Origin of the sequence: Noviherbaspirillum cavernae, assembly GCF_003590875.1 — a bacterium.
GTDB lineage: Bacteria > Pseudomonadota > Gammaproteobacteria > Burkholderiales > Burkholderiaceae_D > Noviherbaspirillum > Noviherbaspirillum cavernae.
Genome location: NZ_QYUN01000002.1, coordinates 2,281,716 through 2,301,599 on the forward strand (window position 1 = coordinate 2,281,716; position 19,884 = coordinate 2,301,599).

The 19,884-nt window shown below is 58.0% G+C and carries 15 protein-coding genes; all 15 read right to left on the bottom strand.

All coding sequences use genetic code 11. The features are described from left to right. Window positions 1-93: 93 nt before the first annotated feature. Window positions 94-1,797: a GspE/PulE family protein gene (locus D3870_RS10645; protein ID WP_119738955.1), complete on the bottom strand. Its 1,704-nt coding sequence runs from the start codon at window positions 1,795-1,797 to the stop codon at window positions 94-96. A gap of 132 nt (window positions 1,798-1,929) precedes the next feature. Continuing rightward, entirely contained in the window at window positions 1,930-3,648 is a 1,719-nt protein-coding gene (locus D3870_RS10650) for a tetratricopeptide repeat protein (RefSeq protein ID WP_119738957.1), read from the bottom strand. Window positions 3,649-3,866: 218 nt separating this feature from the next. Then, window positions 3,867-5,108 (bottom strand): cystathionine gamma-synthase family protein, encoded by a 1,242-nt coding sequence (locus tag D3870_RS10655; protein ID WP_119738959.1) that lies wholly within the window; start codon window positions 5,106-5,108, stop codon window positions 3,867-3,869. Window positions 5,109-5,337: 229 nt separating this feature from the next. After that, window positions 5,338-6,855 carry an amidophosphoribosyltransferase gene (gene purF, locus D3870_RS10660; RefSeq protein WP_119738960.1) on the bottom strand — a complete coding sequence of 506 codons (1,518 nt, stop codon included), beginning with the start codon at window positions 6,853-6,855 and terminating at the stop codon, window positions 5,338-5,340. Window positions 6,856-6,879: 24 nt separating this feature from the next. Then, window positions 6,880-7,368, bottom strand: coding sequence for a CvpA family protein (locus tag D3870_RS10665; RefSeq protein ID WP_119741943.1), 489 nt, complete (start codon window positions 7,366-7,368; stop codon window positions 6,880-6,882). A gap of 11 nt (window positions 7,369-7,379) precedes the next feature. Continuing rightward, a complete protein-coding gene (locus tag D3870_RS10670; protein ID WP_119738962.1) occupies window positions 7,380-8,285 on the bottom strand; it encodes an SPOR domain-containing protein in 906 nt (301 codons plus the stop codon). Window positions 8,286-8,303: 18 nt separating this feature from the next. Beyond that, a complete protein-coding gene (gene folC, locus D3870_RS10675; RefSeq protein ID WP_119738964.1) occupies window positions 8,304-9,605 on the bottom strand; it encodes a bifunctional tetrahydrofolate synthase/dihydrofolate synthase in 1,302 nt (433 codons plus the stop codon). Window positions 9,606-9,697: 92 nt separating this feature from the next. Further along, the gene (gene accD, locus D3870_RS10680; protein ID WP_119738965.1) at window positions 9,698-10,567 is read right to left on the bottom strand and encodes an acetyl-CoA carboxylase, carboxyltransferase subunit beta; all 870 of its coding nucleotides are present in this window, start codon (window positions 10,565-10,567) and stop codon (window positions 9,698-9,700) included. 116 nt (window positions 10,568-10,683) lie between these two features. Next, complete coding sequence (gene trpA / locus D3870_RS10685) at window positions 10,684-11,481, bottom strand: tryptophan synthase subunit alpha (RefSeq protein ID WP_119738967.1); 798 nt, start codon at window positions 11,479-11,481, stop codon at window positions 10,684-10,686. 112 nt (window positions 11,482-11,593) lie between these two features. After that, window positions 11,594-12,862: a tryptophan synthase subunit beta gene (gene trpB / locus D3870_RS10690; protein ID WP_119738969.1), complete on the bottom strand. Its 1,269-nt coding sequence runs from the start codon at window positions 12,860-12,862 to the stop codon at window positions 11,594-11,596. Window positions 12,863-12,872: 10 nt separating this feature from the next. Continuing rightward, window positions 12,873-13,553, bottom strand: coding sequence for a phosphoribosylanthranilate isomerase (locus D3870_RS10695; RefSeq protein WP_119741945.1), 681 nt, complete (start codon window positions 13,551-13,553; stop codon window positions 12,873-12,875). Between the two features lie 60 nt (window positions 13,554-13,613). Beyond that, on the bottom strand, window positions 13,614-14,411 hold the full coding sequence (gene truA / locus D3870_RS10700; RefSeq protein ID WP_119738971.1) for a tRNA pseudouridine(38-40) synthase TruA: 798 nt from the start codon (window positions 14,409-14,411) through the stop codon (window positions 13,614-13,616). 129 nt (window positions 14,412-14,540) lie between these two features. Further along, window positions 14,541-17,330 (bottom strand): motility hub landmark protein FimV, encoded by a 2,790-nt coding sequence (locus tag D3870_RS10705; RefSeq protein ID WP_242489934.1) that lies wholly within the window; start codon window positions 17,328-17,330, stop codon window positions 14,541-14,543. 282 nt (window positions 17,331-17,612) lie between these two features. Beyond that, window positions 17,613-18,752 (bottom strand): aspartate-semialdehyde dehydrogenase, encoded by a 1,140-nt coding sequence (asd, locus tag D3870_RS10710; RefSeq protein ID WP_199710753.1) that lies wholly within the window; start codon window positions 18,750-18,752, stop codon window positions 17,613-17,615. 36 nt (window positions 18,753-18,788) lie between these two features. Beyond that, window positions 18,789-19,859, bottom strand: a complete 1,071-nt coding sequence (gene leuB / locus D3870_RS10715) for a 3-isopropylmalate dehydrogenase (RefSeq protein ID WP_119738975.1) — start codon at window positions 19,857-19,859, stop codon at window positions 18,789-18,791. Window positions 19,860-19,884 lie beyond the last annotated feature (25 nt).

Sequence of the window (19,884 nt, forward strand, 5' to 3'; positions counted from 1 at the left end):
TGGGTTTCCTGATCGTCAGACTCTCTCTGCGCTTGCGCACAAGAGAGTAAGTAAGTTCCTGATTTGCTCTTGAAGCAACCGCATGCGCGGCGGCTATTTCTCGAACTGATGACTGACACGCATCGCTTCCGCCGCCGTTGTCTTGCCGGACACGGCAAGCGACACCGCATGACGGCGCAGGGTCTGCCCGCCCATCTGCGCGGTCGCGACCTTGAGAAAGCGCGCCGGGTCCTGATGGTTGGCGGCTTCGGCCACCTCTTCCGTCATTTCCAGCATTTCGTACACGCCGGTGCGTCCGCGATAACCGGTGCCGTTGCAATGCGAGCAGCCGCGTCCGTGGAAGTAGCGGCGCTCCGTCACCGTCTCGCCCAGTTCCGCCTTCAGCCACTCCTGCTCGTTCGGCTGCAAGGTATGCGGCTCGGTGCAGCTTTCGCAAATCAGCCGCACCAGCCGTTGCGCCAGTACCGCCTGCAAGGACGAGGCGATCATGTAGCTGGGCACGCCCATGTCGAGCAAGCGGATCGGCGTGCTGGCCGCATCGTTCGTGTGCAGCGTGGATAACACCATGTGGCCGGTAAGCGCGGCGCGCATGCCGATCTGCGCGGTTTCCTGATCGCGCATTTCCCCCACCAGCACGACGTCCGGGTCCTGGCGCAACGCGGAGCGCAGCACACGCGCAAAGCTCAGCTCGATTTTTTCATTGACCTGCACCTGGTTGATGCCGGGCAGGCGGTACTCGACCGGGTCTTCGATCGTGATCAGCTTGTTTGCGGTGGCGTTCAGCTCGGCCAGCGCGCCGTACAGTGTGGTGGTCTTGCCGCTGCCGGTCGGGCCCGTCACCAGCACGAGGCCGTTGGGACGCTGGAGAATTGCGCGAAACTTCTGCACCATCGCGGGCGGCATGCCGATCGAGTCCAGATTGAGAATGCCGCCGCTCTGATTCAGCAAACGCATGACGACCGATTCGCCGAACTGGGTCGGCATGGTGGAGATACGCACATCGATCTGCTGTTGCTGCACCTGCATGGCAAAACGGCCATCCTGCGGCAGGCGCTTCTCGGAGATATCAAGGCCGGACATCAGCTTCAGGCGCAGCGCCAGCGCCTGTGCAATCTTGCTGTCCGCTTCGGTTTGCATGTGCAGGATGCCATCGATACGGAAGCGGATCTGCACGCGCGTTTCCTGCGGCTCGATATGAATGTCGGAAGCCCTTACCCGCGTCGCATCGTCGAACACCGATTGCAGGAGCTTGACGACCGGTGCCTCGTCCAGCCCGGGCGCGCCGCCAAGCGCGCCGAAATCGACGTAGGCGTCGCCCAGATCCTGTTCCAGCTCGCGCGCGAAATCGGTGATCTCGTCGGTGCGGCGATAGACGCGATCGATCGTCTGGAGCAGTTCCCCTTCGTTGACCATCGCCAGTTCGATCCGCCGCTTCACCACGCGGGAAATCTCGTCGTAGGCAAACAGGTCGGTCGGATCGGACATGCCGATCAGCAGCGCGCCATTCTTTTCTTCCAGCGCAATGGCGCGGAAGCGGCGCGCCTGTGCTTCCGGCAGCAGGCGCACGAGGTCCGGGTTGACGCTGTAAAACTTGAGGGTGATGTAGGGGATGCTTAACTGCTTGGCAAGAGCAGCGGAAACCTGCTCTTCGGTGACAAAGCCGTTCTCGATGCAGATCCGTCCCAGCTTGCGCCCGGAACGTTTCTGGTCGTCGAGGGCAAATTGCAGCTGCGCTTCAGAAAGCCATTTTTGCTGCACCAAAATCTGACCCAGACGAACCTTTTCCGGTCGTGCCATAAAGAAAATCCTTGCTTGGGAAAATTCACAAGCCTACTTTATGCCACAATTTCTTTCCTCGGAGAATCGTTTGCCGGAGGATTTCCGGCACCGCGTTGCATGAAAGCCGAGACTGCTCAAACGCGAATCATCTCAGGAGGTGCATGACGCCGGTTCGGCCAGCGACTTTTTCTCTGCCTTGCCGGCATTCTTGTCGATCAAGTCGATCCGCACCTTCGCCGTCGGAAACCCGAGCGTTGCACTGGTCGAATAAGCCAGTCTGGCGCGACCGACACAGCCGCGGCGTTCAAACGCCAGCCCACGCGCGAACTGAATTGCGCCGTCCTTCTTGTTCAGCGCGAATGCGCGGTTGAAATCGTCTTCCGCCTTCACAAATTCATTCAACCAATAGTGCACGACGCCGCGATGGTAGAAATAATGCGCCGCCGGCCGCAACGCCGCCGCGCGCGAGAAATCGTCATAGGCTTCGTTGAACTTTTTTGCCTTCAGATAGCGCAAGCCACGGTTGTAGTAGATGCGGTCTGCCCCCGGCACCGTTTCCGATTCGAGCTTGAGCGCCGCATCGTTCCATGCGGAGTACTCGGAACGGAGGCTCGCGAGGCGATCATGCGACAAGGCGAAAAAGAGCGCCAATATCGGGATCGCCCCGCCCACGATCCAGCGTCGCGGCAGCGCGCAGCCAAGCGCGACGAGCATCATGATGTAACCCGGAGCCCACAGATAGCTGCGATAGAGGACGAACGGTTCCTGAATCCGCACCGACACCAGTTCGGTGAGATACAGGAGCCAGCAGTACAGCAAGCCGCATCCGAACAGCGCCGCCAGGCCGCGCCGGCGCAGCAGGTACAGACCTGCCACGGGGCTTGCGATGAACAGGATAGCCTTCGGGAAGAGCAGCGACGAATTCCACAGACGCGTGAAGTCGATCCGCATGTCGAGGGACATCGACTGCACGGTCGGCACGATCCAGTAGCTGAAATAGTCAAAGAAGAAACCGGCCTGCAGCAGGCTGCTGACCATCCAGGGGCCGCGCGGCTGTTCGAACAGCGGGATGCCGCGAATCTGCCCGGAAATCGCATCGAAGGCCGGCTCGTACACGCTGCCGACCGTATTCCTCGCTGCGTATAACGCAATGACGGCAGCAGGAATGCACAGCAGCAGGTACAAGCCGATCCGTTTTGCACTCGAACGCAGGTCCGCGACATAGAGCGTCGTCAGCATCACCACCGCTGCCGGCAGCATGATGGCGTGTTCCTTCGAGAAAACTGCTGCGGAAAAGAACAGCGCAGCGACAACGATATCGGCAGTGCGGTTTTCGGCAAAGGCGCGGCGGTAATACCACAGGGACAACAGCGAAAACAGCGTCGCGAAGAGGATGGTGCGCTGGGCCAGGTAGCCTGCGCCGTAGACCGCCACCGGATTGAGGACGAACCAGAGCGCGCCGATGAAGGCGACTATCCGCGCCTGCATGGGCAACTGTGCGGGCGATTGTTCGGACGATTGTGTGGCTGAATACGCGGGCGCTTGCGCGGGAGACTGCAATGCCTGGCGCAGCAAGGCTTCCAGCAAGACGAACAGCATCCATGCACACAGCACATGCAGGATCAGGTTGACGATCCGGTTGGCCTCGACGCCACCGAACGCCAGTTGGATTTCGGCCAGCGTAAAGTAGGGAAAGGTGCGCGGACGGAAACTGAAAGGCGTTTGCACAAAATCCGCGAGCGCCTTTTTGGCAAAGACCACGTGATCATCGAACAGGATCACATTGTGCAGGAACGGGAGGTACAGCAGCGCCGCGAGTAGCGCGATGACCAACGCCCCCGCGCCGAGAGACAGAAGCTGCTTTTTCATGCCTGTCCCCCGCCCCGCATCCATTCTTGTTGTTGCCCGTTCTTCAACGAGGCTCTGGACCGCCACACCCCTTGCACGAAAGTCTGCGTCGGGAAACCGTTCTCCGGTCGTGCCATGCTGTGGCTCCTTGCCTCGAAAAATTCACAAGGCTCCTTTATGCCACATTTCCTTGCCACGCAGAATCGTTTTCACGCCGAACCGGTGGCTCGGCGTTGCAGTCACGCATCCAGTGCCTGCCTGAAGTCTTCCACCAAATCGACGGTATCTTCGATGCCGATGGAAACGCGAATCAAGGATTCGGCAATGCCCATGCTTGCACGACGTTCCGGCCCCATTTCGTAAAAAATGGTGTGCGCGACGGGAATGACGAGCGTACGCGTGTCGCCGAGATTGCTGGCGGGCACGGCCAGCTTCAATCTGTTCAAGTAATCGAAACAGTCGATACCCTCTTTCAGTTCGAAACTGAGCAGACTTCCATAGCCACTGAACAATTCGGCCGCAACGGCGTGCTGCGGATGGGCAGCAAGGCCTGGATAATGCACGGCAGCCACGCGCTTGTCGGCCGCCAGCATGTTCGCCACCGCGAGGGCGTTGGCGCATTCGCGCTCCATGCGCAGCGCCATGGTTTCGGCTCCTACCGCGATATGGTGGGCCGCTTCCGGTCCCAGCGATCCGCCGAAATCGCGCAAGGCCTTGGCGCGAATCTGCGTCATGCCCCATTGCGTCGGCGCAGCGCGTTTGTAGTTATCGAAGATATTCGGGAATCGTGTCCAGTCGTACATGCCGGTATCGGTGAGGCTGCCGCCCAGTGCGTTGCCGTGCCCCGCAATCGACTTGGTCAATGAGTTGATCACCAACCCGGCATCCACCGCCCTGGGGCGGAACAGATAGGGCGAGGTCATCGTGTTGTCGACAACGTACAGAATGCCCCGCTCACGACACAATTGACCGATGCGCTTGAGGTCGGCGACCTGGGTACGCGGATTGGCAATCGTCTCCACAAACACCAGCCGCGTTGCCGGCGTCAGCGCGGCTTCCACGTTGCTGACATCGGTTGCATCAACGAAGGACACATCAACGCCCTGCCCTGCCACGGTCTGCCACAGGCTGTTCGTGTTCCCGAACAGGAAAGACGAGGACACGACATGATCACCGGCACGCAACAGAGCTTGCACCACCGCACCGATGGCAGCCATCCCGGTCGAGAAGCAGATGGTGGAAAGGCCATCCTCCATCTTCGTGATCTTGTCTTCCAGTGCCGCGACGGTGGGATTGCCTTGGCGGCCATAGCGGTATCCCGGCTGCTTGCCCTGGAACACGGAGGCCAGCTCCCGCGCATCGCGGTAGCCGTATGTGACGGAGGTATGAATGGGCTTGTGCAGCGAGCCGTGTTCGATCGGCTTTTGGCGGTCGCTGTGAAGAATCGTCGTGGTGAAACCGTATTTTTGATGTTCGCTCATGATAATAAAAAACCCGTTTTGCTCGCGCTAAAACGGGTTGAGAAAATTGTCGGCCCTTTTAGCAGCATTTGTTTGGGAAACAGCTCCCCGCGCCCGCAAGCAGAAGCAAATCGGCGCGAAAGCTATCGTATCGCAAAACCTGCGTTTGACAAATTGAAAAGCGTTCCCGTGAAATGAAAAACCCGTTTCCATCATTGCCGGAAACGGGTCTTTTGATTCGGCAATTCGCTCAGTCGATTTGCGCCAGATTCAGGTTGAGTTGCGAACGGACAGCATCTTCATTCTCCGGCGTCGGATTGTTCCGCGCGAATTCGATACGATCGAGATAATCGCGCGAAATATCGCCCGTCACATAGATGCCGTCAAAGCACGATGCCTCAAAGTCTTTCAATGCCGGATTGAAATCGGAAATCGAGCGCTTCAACGCGTCGATATCCTGATACACCAGCGCATCCGCCGTGATCTCGCGGCACACCTCTTCTTCGGTGCGGCCATACGCAATCAGCTCGTTGCGAGTCGGCATGTCGATGCCGTACACGTTCGGAAATTTCACCGGCGGCGCGGCCGAGGCGAAGATCACTTTCTTCGCACCGGAATCTCTCGCCATCTGCACGATTTCGCGGCTGGTCGTGCCGCGCACGATCGAATCGTCCACCAGCAGCACGCTTTTGCCCTTGAATTCGCTGCCGATCGCATTGAGCTTTTGACGCACCGATTTCCTGCGCTGCGCCTGACCGGGCATGATGAATGTGCGGCCAATGTAACGATTCTTGATAAAGCCTTCCCGATACGACAGGTTCAGTTTCAATGCCAGCTCCATCGCAGCAGGACGCGAGGAATCGGGAATCGGCATGACCACATCGATGTCGCCCGTGGAAAATTGGCGCTTGATTTTCTCTGCCAGATACTCACCCATTTTCATGCGGGACTGATACACGGACGCGCCGTCGATGATCGAATCCGGACGTGCGAGATAGACGTATTCAAAGGCGCAGGGATTCAATACAGGATTGTCCGCACACTGCTGGTTGTAGAGCTTGCCTTCGAGGTCGATGAAAATCGCTTCGCCCGGGATCACATCACGCAGGAAGCGGAAGCCCAGACCTTCGAGCGCCACCGATTCGCTGGCGAGCATGTATTCAGTGCCATTCTCTGTTTCGTTGAACCCGATGCATAACGGACGGATGCCGAACGGATCGCGGAATGCCAGCAAGCCGTAACCGGCGATTTGCGCCACCACCGCATACGAACCGCGCACGCGCTTGTGCAACACCGACACCGCCTTGAACAAGGCCGAAGGGTCGAGCGAATAGCCGCTTGTGGCTTGCTGAACTTCATGCGCCAGCACGTTCAGCAGCACTTCGGAATCGGATGCGGTATTGATGTGGCGGCGATCGTTCTTGAACATCTCGATCTTGAGTTGTTCCCAATTCGTCAGGTTGCCGTTGTGAGCGAGAATGATGCCGAACGGCGCATTCACGTAAAACGGCTGCGCCTCTTCCGCGCTGGATGAACCGGCCGTCGGATAACGCACCTGGCCGATACCGGCATTACCAGGCAACGAGCGCATGTTGCGGGTACGGAATACATCGCGCACCAGTCCGTTCGCCTTGTACATGGAGAACGTGTTGCCATGATTGGTTGCAATACCCGCAGCGTCCTGACCGCGATGTTGCAGCAACAGCAACGCGTCATAGATCAACTGATTGACGGGACCGTGAGAGACGACGCCAACAATGCCACACATGGTGGACTCCTCAACTAAGACAATTCAAAAACGTACATGCCGCGCAAAATCGCCCGGCAGAAATGGTTTGGCAGTAAGCGCTGCAGTTTCCGCCAGCGGGCTCAACAAGGCATCCTTCCAAAAGGATTGCTGTGGAATCGCGGTCATTCCGCATATCAGAACCATGGCCAGCACGATCACCATGCCGCGCGCCAATCCGAACAATCCGCCCAAGCCGCGATCGGCTACTGTCAGCCCGCCGGCCTTGACCAGCGCATCGACCGCCATCATCAGCAACGCCATCAGAAGCCTGACTCCGATGAACAGTGCGATGAATGCAACGATCAGCCGTGTCGTGCCGCCGGGAATCATGTCTGGCAACAGCTTTGCCAGACTTTCGCTATACGCGTTGGCCACCACAAAAGAAACGACCCAGCTCAATAGTGACAATATTTCCTTCACCAAGCCGCGCAAGGTGCTGATCACGATCGAGCAGATCAGCACAAACAGCACCAGATAATCAAATATCGTCACAACGCCGGATTTCAAGCCGGCACGAGGGTGCCATTCAAGCCCAGCTTGCCGATCCTGGCTTTCACTTTGTCGGCCTCGTCCTTGTTGACGAAGGGACCGACACGAATGCGGATGCGCTCGCCGGACTCGGTCGCGATCTTCTGCGTGTAGGACTTGATCCCGGCATCTTTCAATCTGGTTTGCAATTCGTTCACTTTTTCTTTCGAGGCAAGCGCGGCAATCTGTATCACATATTTGCTCGCCTTCTTGTCGGCAGCGGCCTTCGGATCGGTTTTACCTTCCAGCAAGGCCATTGCGCGTGCCGAGTCATCGGCCTTTTCGACTTTGGGAGCCGCCTTGCTTTCGGTCTTGGTCACGGAATCCGGCGTCGTCGGCTTTTCCGTGGCGGTCGCTTTGGCTGCCTGAGCCTGAGGTGCTTTGCCGGCATCCTTTGGCTTGTCGGCAGCACTTGGCGCAACCGCGATGGCGGGATTGACAGTTGCGGGCTGTGCGGATTTTGCATTCGCAGGAGCGGCGGACGGCTCGATCACTTCCTCACTCGGATCGAGCGATTTTGACGTGGGGATGTTTGATGCAGCCGGTACGGCAGGTTGATGCGCAACGCTCGTTTGCGCAGGCTTGTCCTTCGATGGAATCCGGATCGCGATGTCATCCGCCAAAGGCTTCGGCTCGGAATCGAGGATCATTGGCAAGCCGATGATCGCCGCAAGCACCAATGCAATTGCGCCAATCAACCGGCGGCGCGCACGTTTTTTCTCCGGCAGGACGGGATCATGCTTGTCATCGCTCTGAGAACCTTGTTTGCGCTTGCTGCGGCTGCGTCTGGTGTTCGAGTCCCTATCGGCAGGCGAATGAAACGACGTATCGCCGGGGGCGGATTCCTGCTTGTTTTTGCGAAGGAACGAGAACAAGCTCATGCGATAAAAGTGAAGTCTTCAGTGATATCCGGATTTTCGCGCCTGCATGACGCCGGCGACAGTCAGGAACGATCCGAAAACCGCAATTCTATCATTCTCGCCCGCCCGGCTCAGGGCGTTTGCGAAGGCATCCGCGGGCGATGCAAAAATCTCAACAGTCTTCTCGCTACCGGCCTTGCTTTCCGGTACGACACCTGCATCGAGCAACTTTTCTTTCAGTTGTTCCGCAGTCGCGGCACGCGGCAGGGGCAGATCGGTCACGCACCAATGGTCGACGCGATCTTTCAAGTGCGCAATCACGCCATCGATGTCCTTGTCCTGCATCGCGCCAAACACTGCATACGTATAGGCGTGAAAACCCATGTTGTCGAGATTCTGCGCGAGCGTGGCGGCGGCGTGCGGATTGTGCGCGACATCAAGAACGACCGACGGCCGCCCCGGCAACACCTGGAAGCGCCCCGGCAAATCGACCATCACGAGCCCATTGCGTACTTCCTGCGCGCCCACCGGCAGGCGATGACGCAATGCTTCGAGTGAAGCCAGCGCCGCCGACGCGTTCAGCAGCTGGTTCGCGCCGCGCAGGCTCGGATAGCCCAGTGCATTACGGCGCTGCCCGCGTCCGCCGTAGTTCCATTGCAGCTTGTCGCCCGAATAGTTGAAATCGCGACCCAGCAGCCACAGGTCGGCACCAATGGCTTCCGCATGCCGAACCAGCGACTCGGGCGGTACCGGATCGCTGCATATCGCCACTTTCCCCTGCCGGAACGTTCCGGCCTTTTCGAAGCCGATCTGCTCGCGCGTCGTTCCCAGATATTCCGTGTGGTCAATATCCACACTGGTGACGATTGCGACATCGGCATCGATGACATTCACGGCATCCAGCCGGCCGCCCAGACCCACTTCAAGAATGACCGCATCCAGCCCGGCGCGCGCGAACAGCCTCAGTATGGCCAGTGTCGTGAATTCGAAATACGTCAGCGATATATCGCCACGCTGCGCCTCCACTGCGGCAAAGCTTTCGATGAGCGCCTCGTCGGATACAGCTTCTCCGCCGATCCGCGCCCGCTCGTTGAAGTCGATCAAATGCGGCGACGTGTACAAGCCGACACGGTAGCCCGCTTGCAGCAATATCGACTCCAGCATCGCGCAAGTCGACCCCTTGCCGTTTGTTCCGCCCACCGTGATGACGGGACAATCGAATGCAATGCCCATGCGTTCCTTGACCTGCATGACGCGCTCCAGACCCATGTCGATGGCCTTGGGATGCATCGTTTCAAGCATGGCCAGCCAGTCTGCCAGCGTAATGAGGGAATTTTGCATTGCTAACAATGGAAACGCGAAACAACAACGTGAGTAAAAATCAAAAAAGCCCGGACCTGCGTCAGGCCGGGCTTATCCATATATCGCTTGGCTTAAGCCAGGACTTCGGCAGCCTGATTCTGCAACAGCGCCAACAGACGCGCGATTTCTTCGCGCATTTTGCGACGGTCGACAATCATGTCCACCGCACCTTTCTGCACCAGGAACTCGGCACGCTGAAAGCCTTCCGGCAGTTTCTCGCGTACCGTATTCTCGATCACGCGCGGACCGGCAAAGCCGATCAGTGCCTTCGGTTCCGCGATGACGACGTCACCCATGAACGCGAACGACGCCGACACACCGCCCATCGTCGGATCAGTCAAGACTGAAATGAACGGCAGTTTTTTCTCGGCTAACCTGGTCAGCATTGCAGTCGTTTTCGCCATTTGCATCAGCGACAACAACCCTTCCTGCATGCGCGCACCGCCAGTCGCCGTGATGCAGATGAACGGCACCTTCTGTTCCAGCGCGATCTGCGCGCCGCGAACGAAACGCTCGCCAACGACCGAACCCATGGAACCGCCCATGAATTCGAACTCGAAACAGGCGACCACGACCGGCAATGTCATGATGGCACCGCCCATGACCACCAGCGCATCGGTTTCGCCAGTCGCGTCGATGGCATCCTTCATGCGATCCGGATATTTCTTGCTGTCCTTGAACTTGAGCGTATCGACCGGCAGCACTTCCTGACCGATCTCATAACGCCCTTCGGCATCCAGCAGCGCATCCAGCCGCTCACGCGCACGGATGCGCATGTGGTGATTGCACTTTGGGCAAACGTGAATATTGGACTCAAGGTCCGTGCGATACAGCACGGCTTCGCACGACGGGCATTTCACCCACAAGCCTTCCGGTACCGACTTGCGCGGCGAATCGGAACGCTGAATGCGTGGGGGAAGCAATTTTTCCAGCCAACTCATAGTGACCCCTTTTGAATTCTTACGTGGCGCATTGTACTCGCCGCCTTGCCCCACGCCAATGATGCGCAGGCAATACGAATGGACGCATTCCTGACGACTCTTCGTGACAATGACATTTATTCATCCAACGCTTGACGAATCCCCGCAATGAAGCCTTGCACTGCGGCGGTCGCATTTTCGCGCGGGACATTTTCCAGTTCCTGGATAATGCGGCTGCCGATGACCACGGCGTCCGACACGGATGCAATCGCCTTGGCCGTCGCGGCGTCGCGAATGCCGAAGCCGACACCGACCGGGACATTGACGTGTTTCTTGATCTGGGGAATTTTTTCCGCGACTGCCCCCAAGTCCAGATGGCCTGAGCCGGTCACGCCCTTCAACGAAACGTAGTACACATAGCCGCTGGCGACTTTTCCCACCTGCGCGATGCGCTCGTCGGTCGAAGTCGGCGCCAACAGGAAAATGGCGTCAAGGCCATTGCGTTTCATGGCCGCCGCAAAGTCCTCGCATTCCTCAGGCGGGTAGTCAACCACCAGCACGCCGTCGACGCCAGCCTCTTTAGCCTCTTGAATAAACACATTTCCGCCCATGCGTTCGATCGGATTGGCGTACCCCATCAACACGACTGGCGTGCCCTGATTCGTCGCGCGAAATTCCCGCACGAACTGCAGCACCTGCCGCAAGCCGACGCCGTGCGCCAACGCCCGCTCGGATGCGCGTTGAATCACCGGGCCATCGGCCATTGGATCGGAGAACGGGACCCCCAGTTCGATGATATCGGCTCCGCCCGCGACCAGCGCATGCATCAAGGGCACCGTCAATTCAGGTGCGGGGTCCCCGGCGGTGATGAACGGGATCAAGCCTTTTTTGTTTTGCGCTGCCAAGGCAGACAGCGTCGATTGGATTCTGGACATTATTCTGATGATCTGGTTATCGTTACGCATCTGCTGCCCAGTCAATGCGAACAAGACGGGGCGGCAGATGGGACGGCGTCGGAACGCGTCTTCTTCCTGTGTGACAGCGGATTCAGACCTTTTTCTTCATCCGTTCTGCGACCGTATGCATATCCTTGTCGCCCCGTCCCGACAGGTTGGCGAGAACGACCTTGTCCTTCGGCAGCGTGGCTGCCAACTTGGCAGCGTAAGCCAATGCATGGCTGGATTCGAGCGCAGGGATGATGCCTTCAATGCGGCAGCAATCATGAAATGCCTTGAGTGCCTCATCGTCGGTAATCGACACGTATCGCGCCCGCCCGGAATCCTTCAGCCAGGCATGCTCCGGCCCGACACCCGGATAGTCCAGCCCCGCCGACACCGAATGCGTTTCAATAATCTGACCGTTCTCGTCCTGCAGCAGGTAGGTGCGATTACCATGCAGCACGCCGGGCGACCCGGCGATCAAGGACGCTGAATGCTTGCCGGTTTCCAGTCCTTCGCCAGCGGCCTCCACCCCGATCAGTTGCACGTCCTTGTAATCGATATACGGGTAAAAAATCCCCATCGCGTTGGAGCCGCCACCGATGCACGCCACCACATAGTCAGGCTGACGGCCTGTCATCTCCGGCATTTGCTCAATGCATTCCTTGCCGATCACCGACTGGAAATCGCGCACCATCATTGGGTACGGGTGCGGGCCGGCAACCGTGCCGATGATGTAGAAAGTGTTTTCCACGTTCGTGACCCAGTCGCGCATCGCTTCATTGAGCGCATCCTTGAGCGTCCTGGAACCTGACTCGACAGGCACCACCCTGGCACCGAGCAGTTCCATCCGATAGACGTTTTGCAGCTGGCGCTTGACGTCTTCGCTACCCATGTAGATCACGCACTCCAGTCCGAAGCGGGCGCAAATCGTGGCCGTCGCCACGCCGTGCTGACCGGCGCCGGTTTCCGCAATCACGCGCGGCTTGCCCATGCGCTTGGCCAATAATGCCTGGCCGATCACATTGTTGATCTTGTGCGCGCCGGTATGGTTGAGGTCCTCGCGCTTGAAATAGATTTGCGCACCGCCCGCCATTTCCGACCAGCGTTTGGCGTGGTAGATCGGGCTTGGACGACCGACGAAATGCGTCAGTTCGTCATTGAATTCCGCAAGGAAGTCCGGATCGTTGCGGTAATGCGCATAGCTTTCCTTCAATTCGCTCAACGCGTGTGTGAGCGTTTCGGAAACGAAGGTGCCGCCATAGGGGCCGAAGTGACCTTTTGTATCCGGCAGATTGTAGCGTGCGGTCTGATACAGCGCCGCAGTCATCATCGCTTGACGCTCGGCAAGATTCTCGAGCGCATTCAGTTCTTTCATGGGGTTCTCTCTATTCGTTCAATGAAGCAGCAATCGTGTCTGCGAGGCGCACGGCTTCGATGAAAGCACGTATCCGGGCAGGATCCTTCATACCCTTGGACAGTTCGACGCCGCTGCTGACGTCAACGGCATAAGGGCGCACGCGAACGATCGCGTCAGCCGCGTTTTGCGCGCTCAAGCCACCACTTAAAACGACCCGAGGTGCGAGCTCTTTTGGAATGAGAGACCAATCGAAAACCTTTCCACCGCCGCCATAGCCATCCACGAATGCATCAAGCAGCAACCCTGCGAAAAGGCTGCTGGCAGCACGATAATCGTGCTCGTATTTTAGCAAATCCTCCTCTGTCATTCCGGGCTGCACCCGCAGAGCCCGCGTGAATGGCCTGTTGACGCGGGCCGCTATGGAGCAGCATTGTTCCAGCGTTTCATCGCCATGAAATTGAATCAAGGAAATAGGTGCGGCGGCAACAATATCGGCCACTTCGCTTTCCGATGCATTCACGAACAGCCCGACACTGGTGACATAGGGAGGAACGGCAGCGATCAATTTCCGGGCAGTATCCGGCGTCACATGACGCGGGCTCCTGGAATAGAACACCAGACCGATTGCGTCCGCACCTGCATCAACCGCGACCTGTACATCCTGAGTCCGGGACAGTCCGCAAATCTTGATTCGTGTTCGGTGATTCATATGCATGATTGACAAGAATACATCCAGCTTTTATCCATTTGCTGCCCGCGTTTGCGCTGTTCAGTTCCACGGTAGCGTTATAAAAGACTCTTGCGGCAAGTCCCATTTGACATCGTAGTCGATCTTGCCCAGATACAGCCCATCCGGCATGAAAGTCGGCGCGGCGCGACTGCGGTCGCCGTTTTCCAGCAACTCCTTCAGCCATTCGGCCGGCTGATTGCCGTTTCCCGTGAAGATGAGCGATCCGACAATATTGCGCACCATGTGATGCAGAAATGCATTTGCCTGCAGAGTGAAGACGATGATATCGCCGCGCCGTTCAATCCGAATTTCATGCATCGTCTTGACCGGCGTATTCGCCTGGCATTCCGCCGCACGAAACGCCGAAAAGTCATGCGTGCCGATCAAATAGCGCGCGGCTTCTTGCATCGGCTCGAGTTCCAAGGGACGAAAAACCCATCCAGCCTTCCCCGACAACAACGGCGAACGCACAGGATGGTTGTAGAGCATGTAGTGATACGTACGGGCCGTAGCGCTGAAACGTGCATGGAAATTGTCCGTCGGTTCATGCGGCAGCTCGCGGGCCCAGCGCACCGCAATCGACGGCGGCAGAAATGCGTTGACGCCACGAACCCACGAAAACAGATCGCGCTCCAGTTCGGTATCGAAGTGCACCACTTGTTCCAGTGCATGCACCCCCGCATCGGTACGTCCCGCACATGTTGTCGAGATCTCCGTCAAGGAGAATCTTTTCAACGCCTTCTCCAACTCATCCTGCACTGTTCCGCCACCGGGCTGGGTTTGCCACCCGCGCCAAGGCGTGCCGTCGTACTGGATACCAAGCACAATGCGTTTCAATTCGAATCCGATTCAAGAAGGAGCAGGAGCCTTGCAGGCATCACGACTACCCCGAAAAGACATGACATCTTAAAAAAGCAAAACGGGCGCAAGCTTGTCGCCGCGCCCGCTCGTTGACAAGCTTCAGGTTCAGGCAAGCTCAAGCAGCAGCGACTTTGCCTTCTGGCTTTGCTCGGGCGTACCGCCTTTGAGCACTTCGTCAAGCAACTCACGAGCCCCTTCTTTATCGCCGATCTCCTGATATGCAACAGCCAGATCGAGCTTGGTGGCCATCTCCGCATCACTGGCGGAAAAGGAATCGCCGATAGATGCCGGCGCTTCATCCGTGTCACGCACCGAAGCGGCTTTTGCATCCGAGGCGTCGGGGCCGAGTTCCAGACTGATTTCCGAAAGATCAAAATCCAGCGGATCATCTCCGACCTTCGATTCGCCCTTGGGCGCATCCGCAGCAGGCGATGCCGGCAGGGACGGCAGGTCGAAATCCAGCGGAGCGACTTCTTCCGCCGCATGATTGAGAGAAATCTCCGGCAACGCATTGTCGCCGAGCGGCAGGCTGTCTTCGATCGCCGGAACCGACGGTACTGAATCTGCCGAGCCATCAGGCTTGTCGAGGAAATCGAAGTCGATCGACGCCATTTCGGCATTCGGCACGGACGGCTCCGGACGCGGAATCGTGTTCGGCACTTCCATCGACTGGAGATTCATGTCGCCAAGATCAAAATCCAGATCATTCCTTGTTGCCTTGTCATCGGCCGGGATCGGCTCCGCAGTCGACGCATCGGATGGCAACTCGTCTTTCGATTGGAGGCCCTGTTGATCCAGCGGCGAATCCATATCGAGTGCGGTATTGCTGAAGTAAGCAGTATCCTCTCCCAGCGCTTCGATGGACTCCAGCGCCGAGTCTGCCCGTTCGGCCGATACAGGCGGAGCTGTCAGCCCGCCCGCACTGGCATCGAGCGTCCTGGATGACTTGCCCGAGGCATAGAGCGGATTGTTCGGGTCAAGCGCAATGCCCATCAATGCGGCTTGCACCCATTCATCGCCGTCGCCTTTGCTCAAGCCATACAGTTCTGTGGCCAACACCTCAAACGCACGCAGATCTTTACGGTTCGAATAGATTTCCAGCAGCTTGACCCGTACGGCATTGCGATCCGGTTGCGTGCGCAAGGCTTCCTTCAGGATCTCTTCGGCTTGCGCGTCGCGTCCGTAGGCAATATAGACGTCGGCCTCGGCGACGGGATCGACCTCATTGGAATCCAGCTGGCTCACCGATGGCGCGAAATTCGAATTGAAGACGCTATTATTGGTATCAACGCTCTGGCCGCCAGTCGAACCGAAAAGCGAATTCGCTTTCAGGCTTGAGTCGGTGATGATGCTGTCTTCGAAATGCTTCGGCTGCTTCCTGCGGCGGGCACTATAGATTCCCAGTGCACCAAGTGCAGCCAGCAACACGCCGGCACCGGGCAGCGTCAGCGGATTGTCCATCAACTCATCGAAGAAGCCTGGCTCAGGTGCCGGTGGAGGCGGCGGTGCGACGGGTTTCGGCTTTGCTGCGGCAACGGGGGGCTCGCTTGCTGCAGGCGCGGTCGGAGCGGCCGCCTTGTCGGCATTTGATTCCGCCGGCTTGTCGCCAGTATTTACGATGGGTGCCGCAGGCACTGCCGATGCAGCGGCCGCTGGCGGTTCGGCAGCAGCCGGCTTGGCATCGCCCTTGGCGACGTCTGCCTGGTTCTGCTGCTCTGCCATTCCCTTTTTTTTGACTTCCAGCATTTTCTGCAAGTCATTGACGTTCTTTTCCAGCTCCTTGACGCGCGCATTCGCTTCAGCCGCGGCCTTGTCGTTCGCGATCTTGTCTTCGGTATTTGTTGCCGCGGCATTGTTCTTGCTGGAGGCCGTACCCGGCAGGGGATTGGGTTTTGCCAGCTTCAGTTTGTCTTTCGATTCGCCATCAGGCGTTGACGGCTCCTCCACTTTTGCCGTGATCTTGCCAGCCGCACTCTGTTTGGATTCCGCCGTCTTTTGTGCCGTCGCAGCAGCAACCTGTCCGGCCAGTTTGTTACGGTAGTTGTTGAAATCCGCAGACTGGGCAAGAACGACGCTTTTCGCTTCGGCAGTCGAAATACTGCGTGCAGCCTTCGCGTCCGGCACGGAAAGAATCTGCCCGGCGCGCAGACGGTTCATGTTATTTCCGATGAACGCATCCGGATTTGCACGATATAACGCCACCAGCATCTGATCGAGAGACACGCCGCTCGCTTTCATCTGACCGGCAATGCGGCCCAATGTATCGCCGCTCCTGACCCGATATTCGGCGGACGCATCGTTCGTCGATTCACTCGCTGTGGATTGCGTGATTTTGGCTGCTGCGGACTGTCGCGGCCCGGTCGGTCTTTCAGACTGTGGCAACGGCGCGGCCGATGGATTCGGTTGTGCCGCCCTGGCACTGCCCGGCTGCGGCGCAACATTCGGTGCGACCTGCGCCGATTGTGTTGAGCGCAGATCGGCCGGATCGAGCAGGAAGGTGTATTCGCGAACCAGCCGTCCGTTCGGCCCGGTCAGCTCGAGCAGCATGTCAACGAATGGCTCATTGAGCGGCTGGGCGGAAGTCACATGAATATATTGGCGCTCGCCGCGCTGCTCCACCGAAAAACGCAGCGAAGACAAGGTCGCAGTGTAATCGACATTGGCCTGCCGGAAGGTGTCCGGCGACGCCAGTTTCGCAACCAATGTTCCAGCCTCGTCCTTCGACACAGAAGTCAGCTCGATTTCAGCCCTCAATGGCTGGCCGAGAGACGATAAAACCGTCAGTTTTCCCAAGCCAGCCGCATATGCATTGGAAAAGAGCAGCGCAGAAACCACTGCGGCACTGAGTGTCTTCAAATTGAAAGAACCGGATCCGGCACGTTCGGTTGAATGCATGTTTGGTCGCATAAAGGGCATTCCGTTTGCGTAGGAAGGGACGCACAATGACTGCGTCAATTTATCATTGTCGTAGGGAACTTTCACCATATCATCATGGACTTAGGCCTGCAAGTGTATCCAACTTGCCAGGTATGGCAAACGCACGGTTCTGTCTCTACGGCAACACTACAAGCTTCTTGTTGCTAATTGGCAACGCAATCGGGGCCTGTGGGCTATTCATCCAGAACACGAATGAATAGCCCACAGGCCCCGGCGAATTATCGCTTTGCGTCGAGTGCGTTAAGCGTCAAGCACGATACGCAGCATGCGGCGAAGCGGTTCGGCAGCACCCCACAGCAACTGGTCGCCCACCGTGAATGCGGACAGGTATTCGCCACCCATTTGCATCTTGCGCAGGCGTCCGACCGGAATGGTCATGGTGCCGGTCACTGCGGCAGGCGTCAGATCCTTCATGGACGCTTCGCGGTTGTTCGGCACGACTTTGACCCACTGGTTGTTCTCGGCGATGATGCCTTCGATCTCGTTCAGCGGCACGTCTTTCTTCAACTTGATCGTCAATGCCTGTGAATGGCAGCGCATCGCACCGATACGCACGCACAAGCCATCGACCGGGATTGCGTTCTTCGCATTGCTGCCGAAGGCTTCACCGCGCCCCAGAATCTTGTTGGTCTCCGCGCCGCCTTTCCACTCTTCGCGCGAGACGCCATTGCCCAGATCCTTGTCGATCCAGGGGATCAGGTTGCCGCCGAGCGGCACGCCAAACTGCTTCGTCTCGTCGGCTGTCAGTGAATGCTGTTTTGCCAATACCTTGCGGTCGATTTCGAGGATCGCTGACGCGGGATCATCCAGCAGCGCCTTGACTTCAGTATTGATCGAGCCGAATTGCGTCAGCAGTTCACGCATATGCTGCGCGCCGCCACCGGATGCCGCCTGATAGGTCATCGAAGTCATCCATTCGACGAGGTCCTGTTCGAACAGGCCGCCCAGGCCCATCAGCATGCAGGACACCGTGCAGTTGCCGCCGATGTAGTTCTTCACGCCGCGACTCAGCGCCGACTTGATCACGTCGAGATTGACCGGATCGAGAATGATGATGGCATCGTCGTTCATGCGCAGCGTCGAGGCCGCATCGATCCAGTAGCCGTTCCAGCCAGCAGAACGCAGTTGGGGGAAAATTTCGGTCGTGTAGTCACCGCCCTGGCAGGTAATAATGATGTCGCACTTTTTCAGCTCATCAATATTGTTGGCGTCTTTCAGCGTGGTTTCGTTTTTCGCCATTGCCGGCGCTTTGCCGCCCGCATTCGATGTCGAAAAGAACACCGGCTCGATATGAGCGAAGTCGCCCTCTTCCTGCATGCGCTGCATCAGGACCGAGCCCACCATCCCACGCCAACCTACCAGACCAACTAACTTCACGATTTTCTCCCTCGATTTCACTTCAAAAAAATTCGCTCATCACGCAAGCGCCTTCACCACCGCGTCGCCCATTTCCTTCGTGCCGACCTTGGTCGTGCCTTCCTCATAAATGTCCGGCGTACGCAGCCCTTGTGCCAACACTTTCTTCACAGCGTTTTCCACACGGTCCGCCTGCTCCGCCTTGTTCAAGGAAAAACGCAGCAGCATCGCCGCAGACAGGATGGTCGCCAGCGGGTTCGCAATGCCCTTGCCGGCAATGTCCGGTGCCGAGCCGTGCGACGGCTCATACAAACCCTTGTTGTTGGCATCCAGCGAAGCCGAAGGCAGCATGCCGATCGAGCCAGTCAGCATCGCTGCAGCATCCGACAAGATGTCGCCGAACATGTTGCCGGTGACGATCACATCAAACTTCTTCGGCGCACGTACCAATTGCATCGCCGCATTGTCGACATACATATGGTCGAGCGCAACGTCCGGGTATTCCTTGTGCACGTCGGTCACGATGTCTTTCCAGAACTGGAAGGTTTCCAGCACGTTGGCCTTGTCCACACTGGTGAGACGTTTATCGCGCTTGCGTGCAGCCTGGAACGCGACGTGCGCGATGCGGCGAATTTCGGATTCCGCATAGCGCATGGTGTCGAAACCTTCACGCTCGCCCTTGAACGCACCATCCGGTGCGGTTCGTACGCCGCGCGGTTGACCGAAGTAAATGTCGCCGGTCAGTTCTCGGATGATCAGGATATCCAGCCCGGAAACCACTTCCGGTTTGAGGGTCGATGCGCCTGCCAGTTCCGGATACAGAATCGCGGGACGCAGATTGGCGAACAGATTCAGGTTCTTGCGCAAGCCAAGGATCGCCTGTTCCGGACGCAATGCGCGCTCCAGCGTGTCGTACTTCCAGTCACCGACCGAACCGAACAGGACTGCATCGGATTCCTTGGCGAGCTTGAGCGTGCCTTCCGGTAACGGATGGCCGTGCGCTTCGTAACCGGCACCACCGACGGGCGCGGTTTCCATTTCAAATTTCTCATCCAGTGCATTCAACACGCGCACTGCTTGTTCGATGATTTCGGGGCCGATGCCATCACCGGGCAAAATTGCGATTTTCATTCTTGGATATTGTTTGTTGGACTGC

What these genes read in the sequence shown, in the direction of transcription:
- D3870_RS10705 (WP_242489934.1), bottom strand. Translation starts at nt 17,330, where the DNA reads ATGCATTCAACCGAACGTGCCGGATCCGGTTCTTTCAATTTGAAGACA.
- D3870_RS10655 (WP_119738959.1), bottom strand. Translation starts at nt 5,108, where the DNA reads ATGAGCGAACATCAAAAATACGGTTTCACCACGACGATTCTTCACAGC.
- purF (WP_119738960.1), bottom strand. Translation starts at nt 6,855, where the DNA reads ATGTGTGGCATTGTTGGCGTCGTCTCTCACGGTCCCGTCAATCAGTTG.
- leuB (WP_119738975.1), bottom strand. Translation starts at nt 19,859, where the DNA reads ATGAAAATCGCAATTTTGCCCGGTGATGGCATCGGCCCCGAAATCATC.
- D3870_RS10650 (WP_119738957.1), bottom strand. Translation starts at nt 3,648, where the DNA reads ATGAAAAAGCAGCTTCTGTCTCTCGGCGCGGGGGCGTTGGTCATCGCG.
- accD (WP_119738965.1), bottom strand. Translation starts at nt 10,567, where the DNA reads ATGAGTTGGCTGGAAAAATTGCTTCCCCCACGCATTCAGCGTTCCGAT.
- folC (WP_119738964.1), bottom strand. Translation starts at nt 9,605, where the DNA reads ATGCAAAATTCCCTCATTACGCTGGCAGACTGGCTGGCCATGCTTGAA.
- trpB (WP_119738969.1), bottom strand. Translation starts at nt 12,862, where the DNA reads ATGAAAGAACTGAATGCGCTCGAGAATCTTGCCGAGCGTCAAGCGATG.
- D3870_RS10645 (WP_119738955.1), bottom strand. Translation starts at nt 1,797, where the DNA reads ATGGCACGACCGGAAAAGGTTCGTCTGGGTCAGATTTTGGTGCAGCAA.
- trpA (WP_119738967.1), bottom strand. Translation starts at nt 11,481, where the DNA reads ATGTCCAGAATCCAATCGACGCTGTCTGCCTTGGCAGCGCAAAACAAA.
- D3870_RS10670 (WP_119738962.1), bottom strand. Translation starts at nt 8,285, where the DNA reads ATGAGCTTGTTCTCGTTCCTTCGCAAAAACAAGCAGGAATCCGCCCCC.
- D3870_RS10695 (WP_119741945.1), bottom strand. Translation starts at nt 13,553, where the DNA reads ATGAATCACCGAACACGAATCAAGATTTGCGGACTGTCCCGGACTCAG.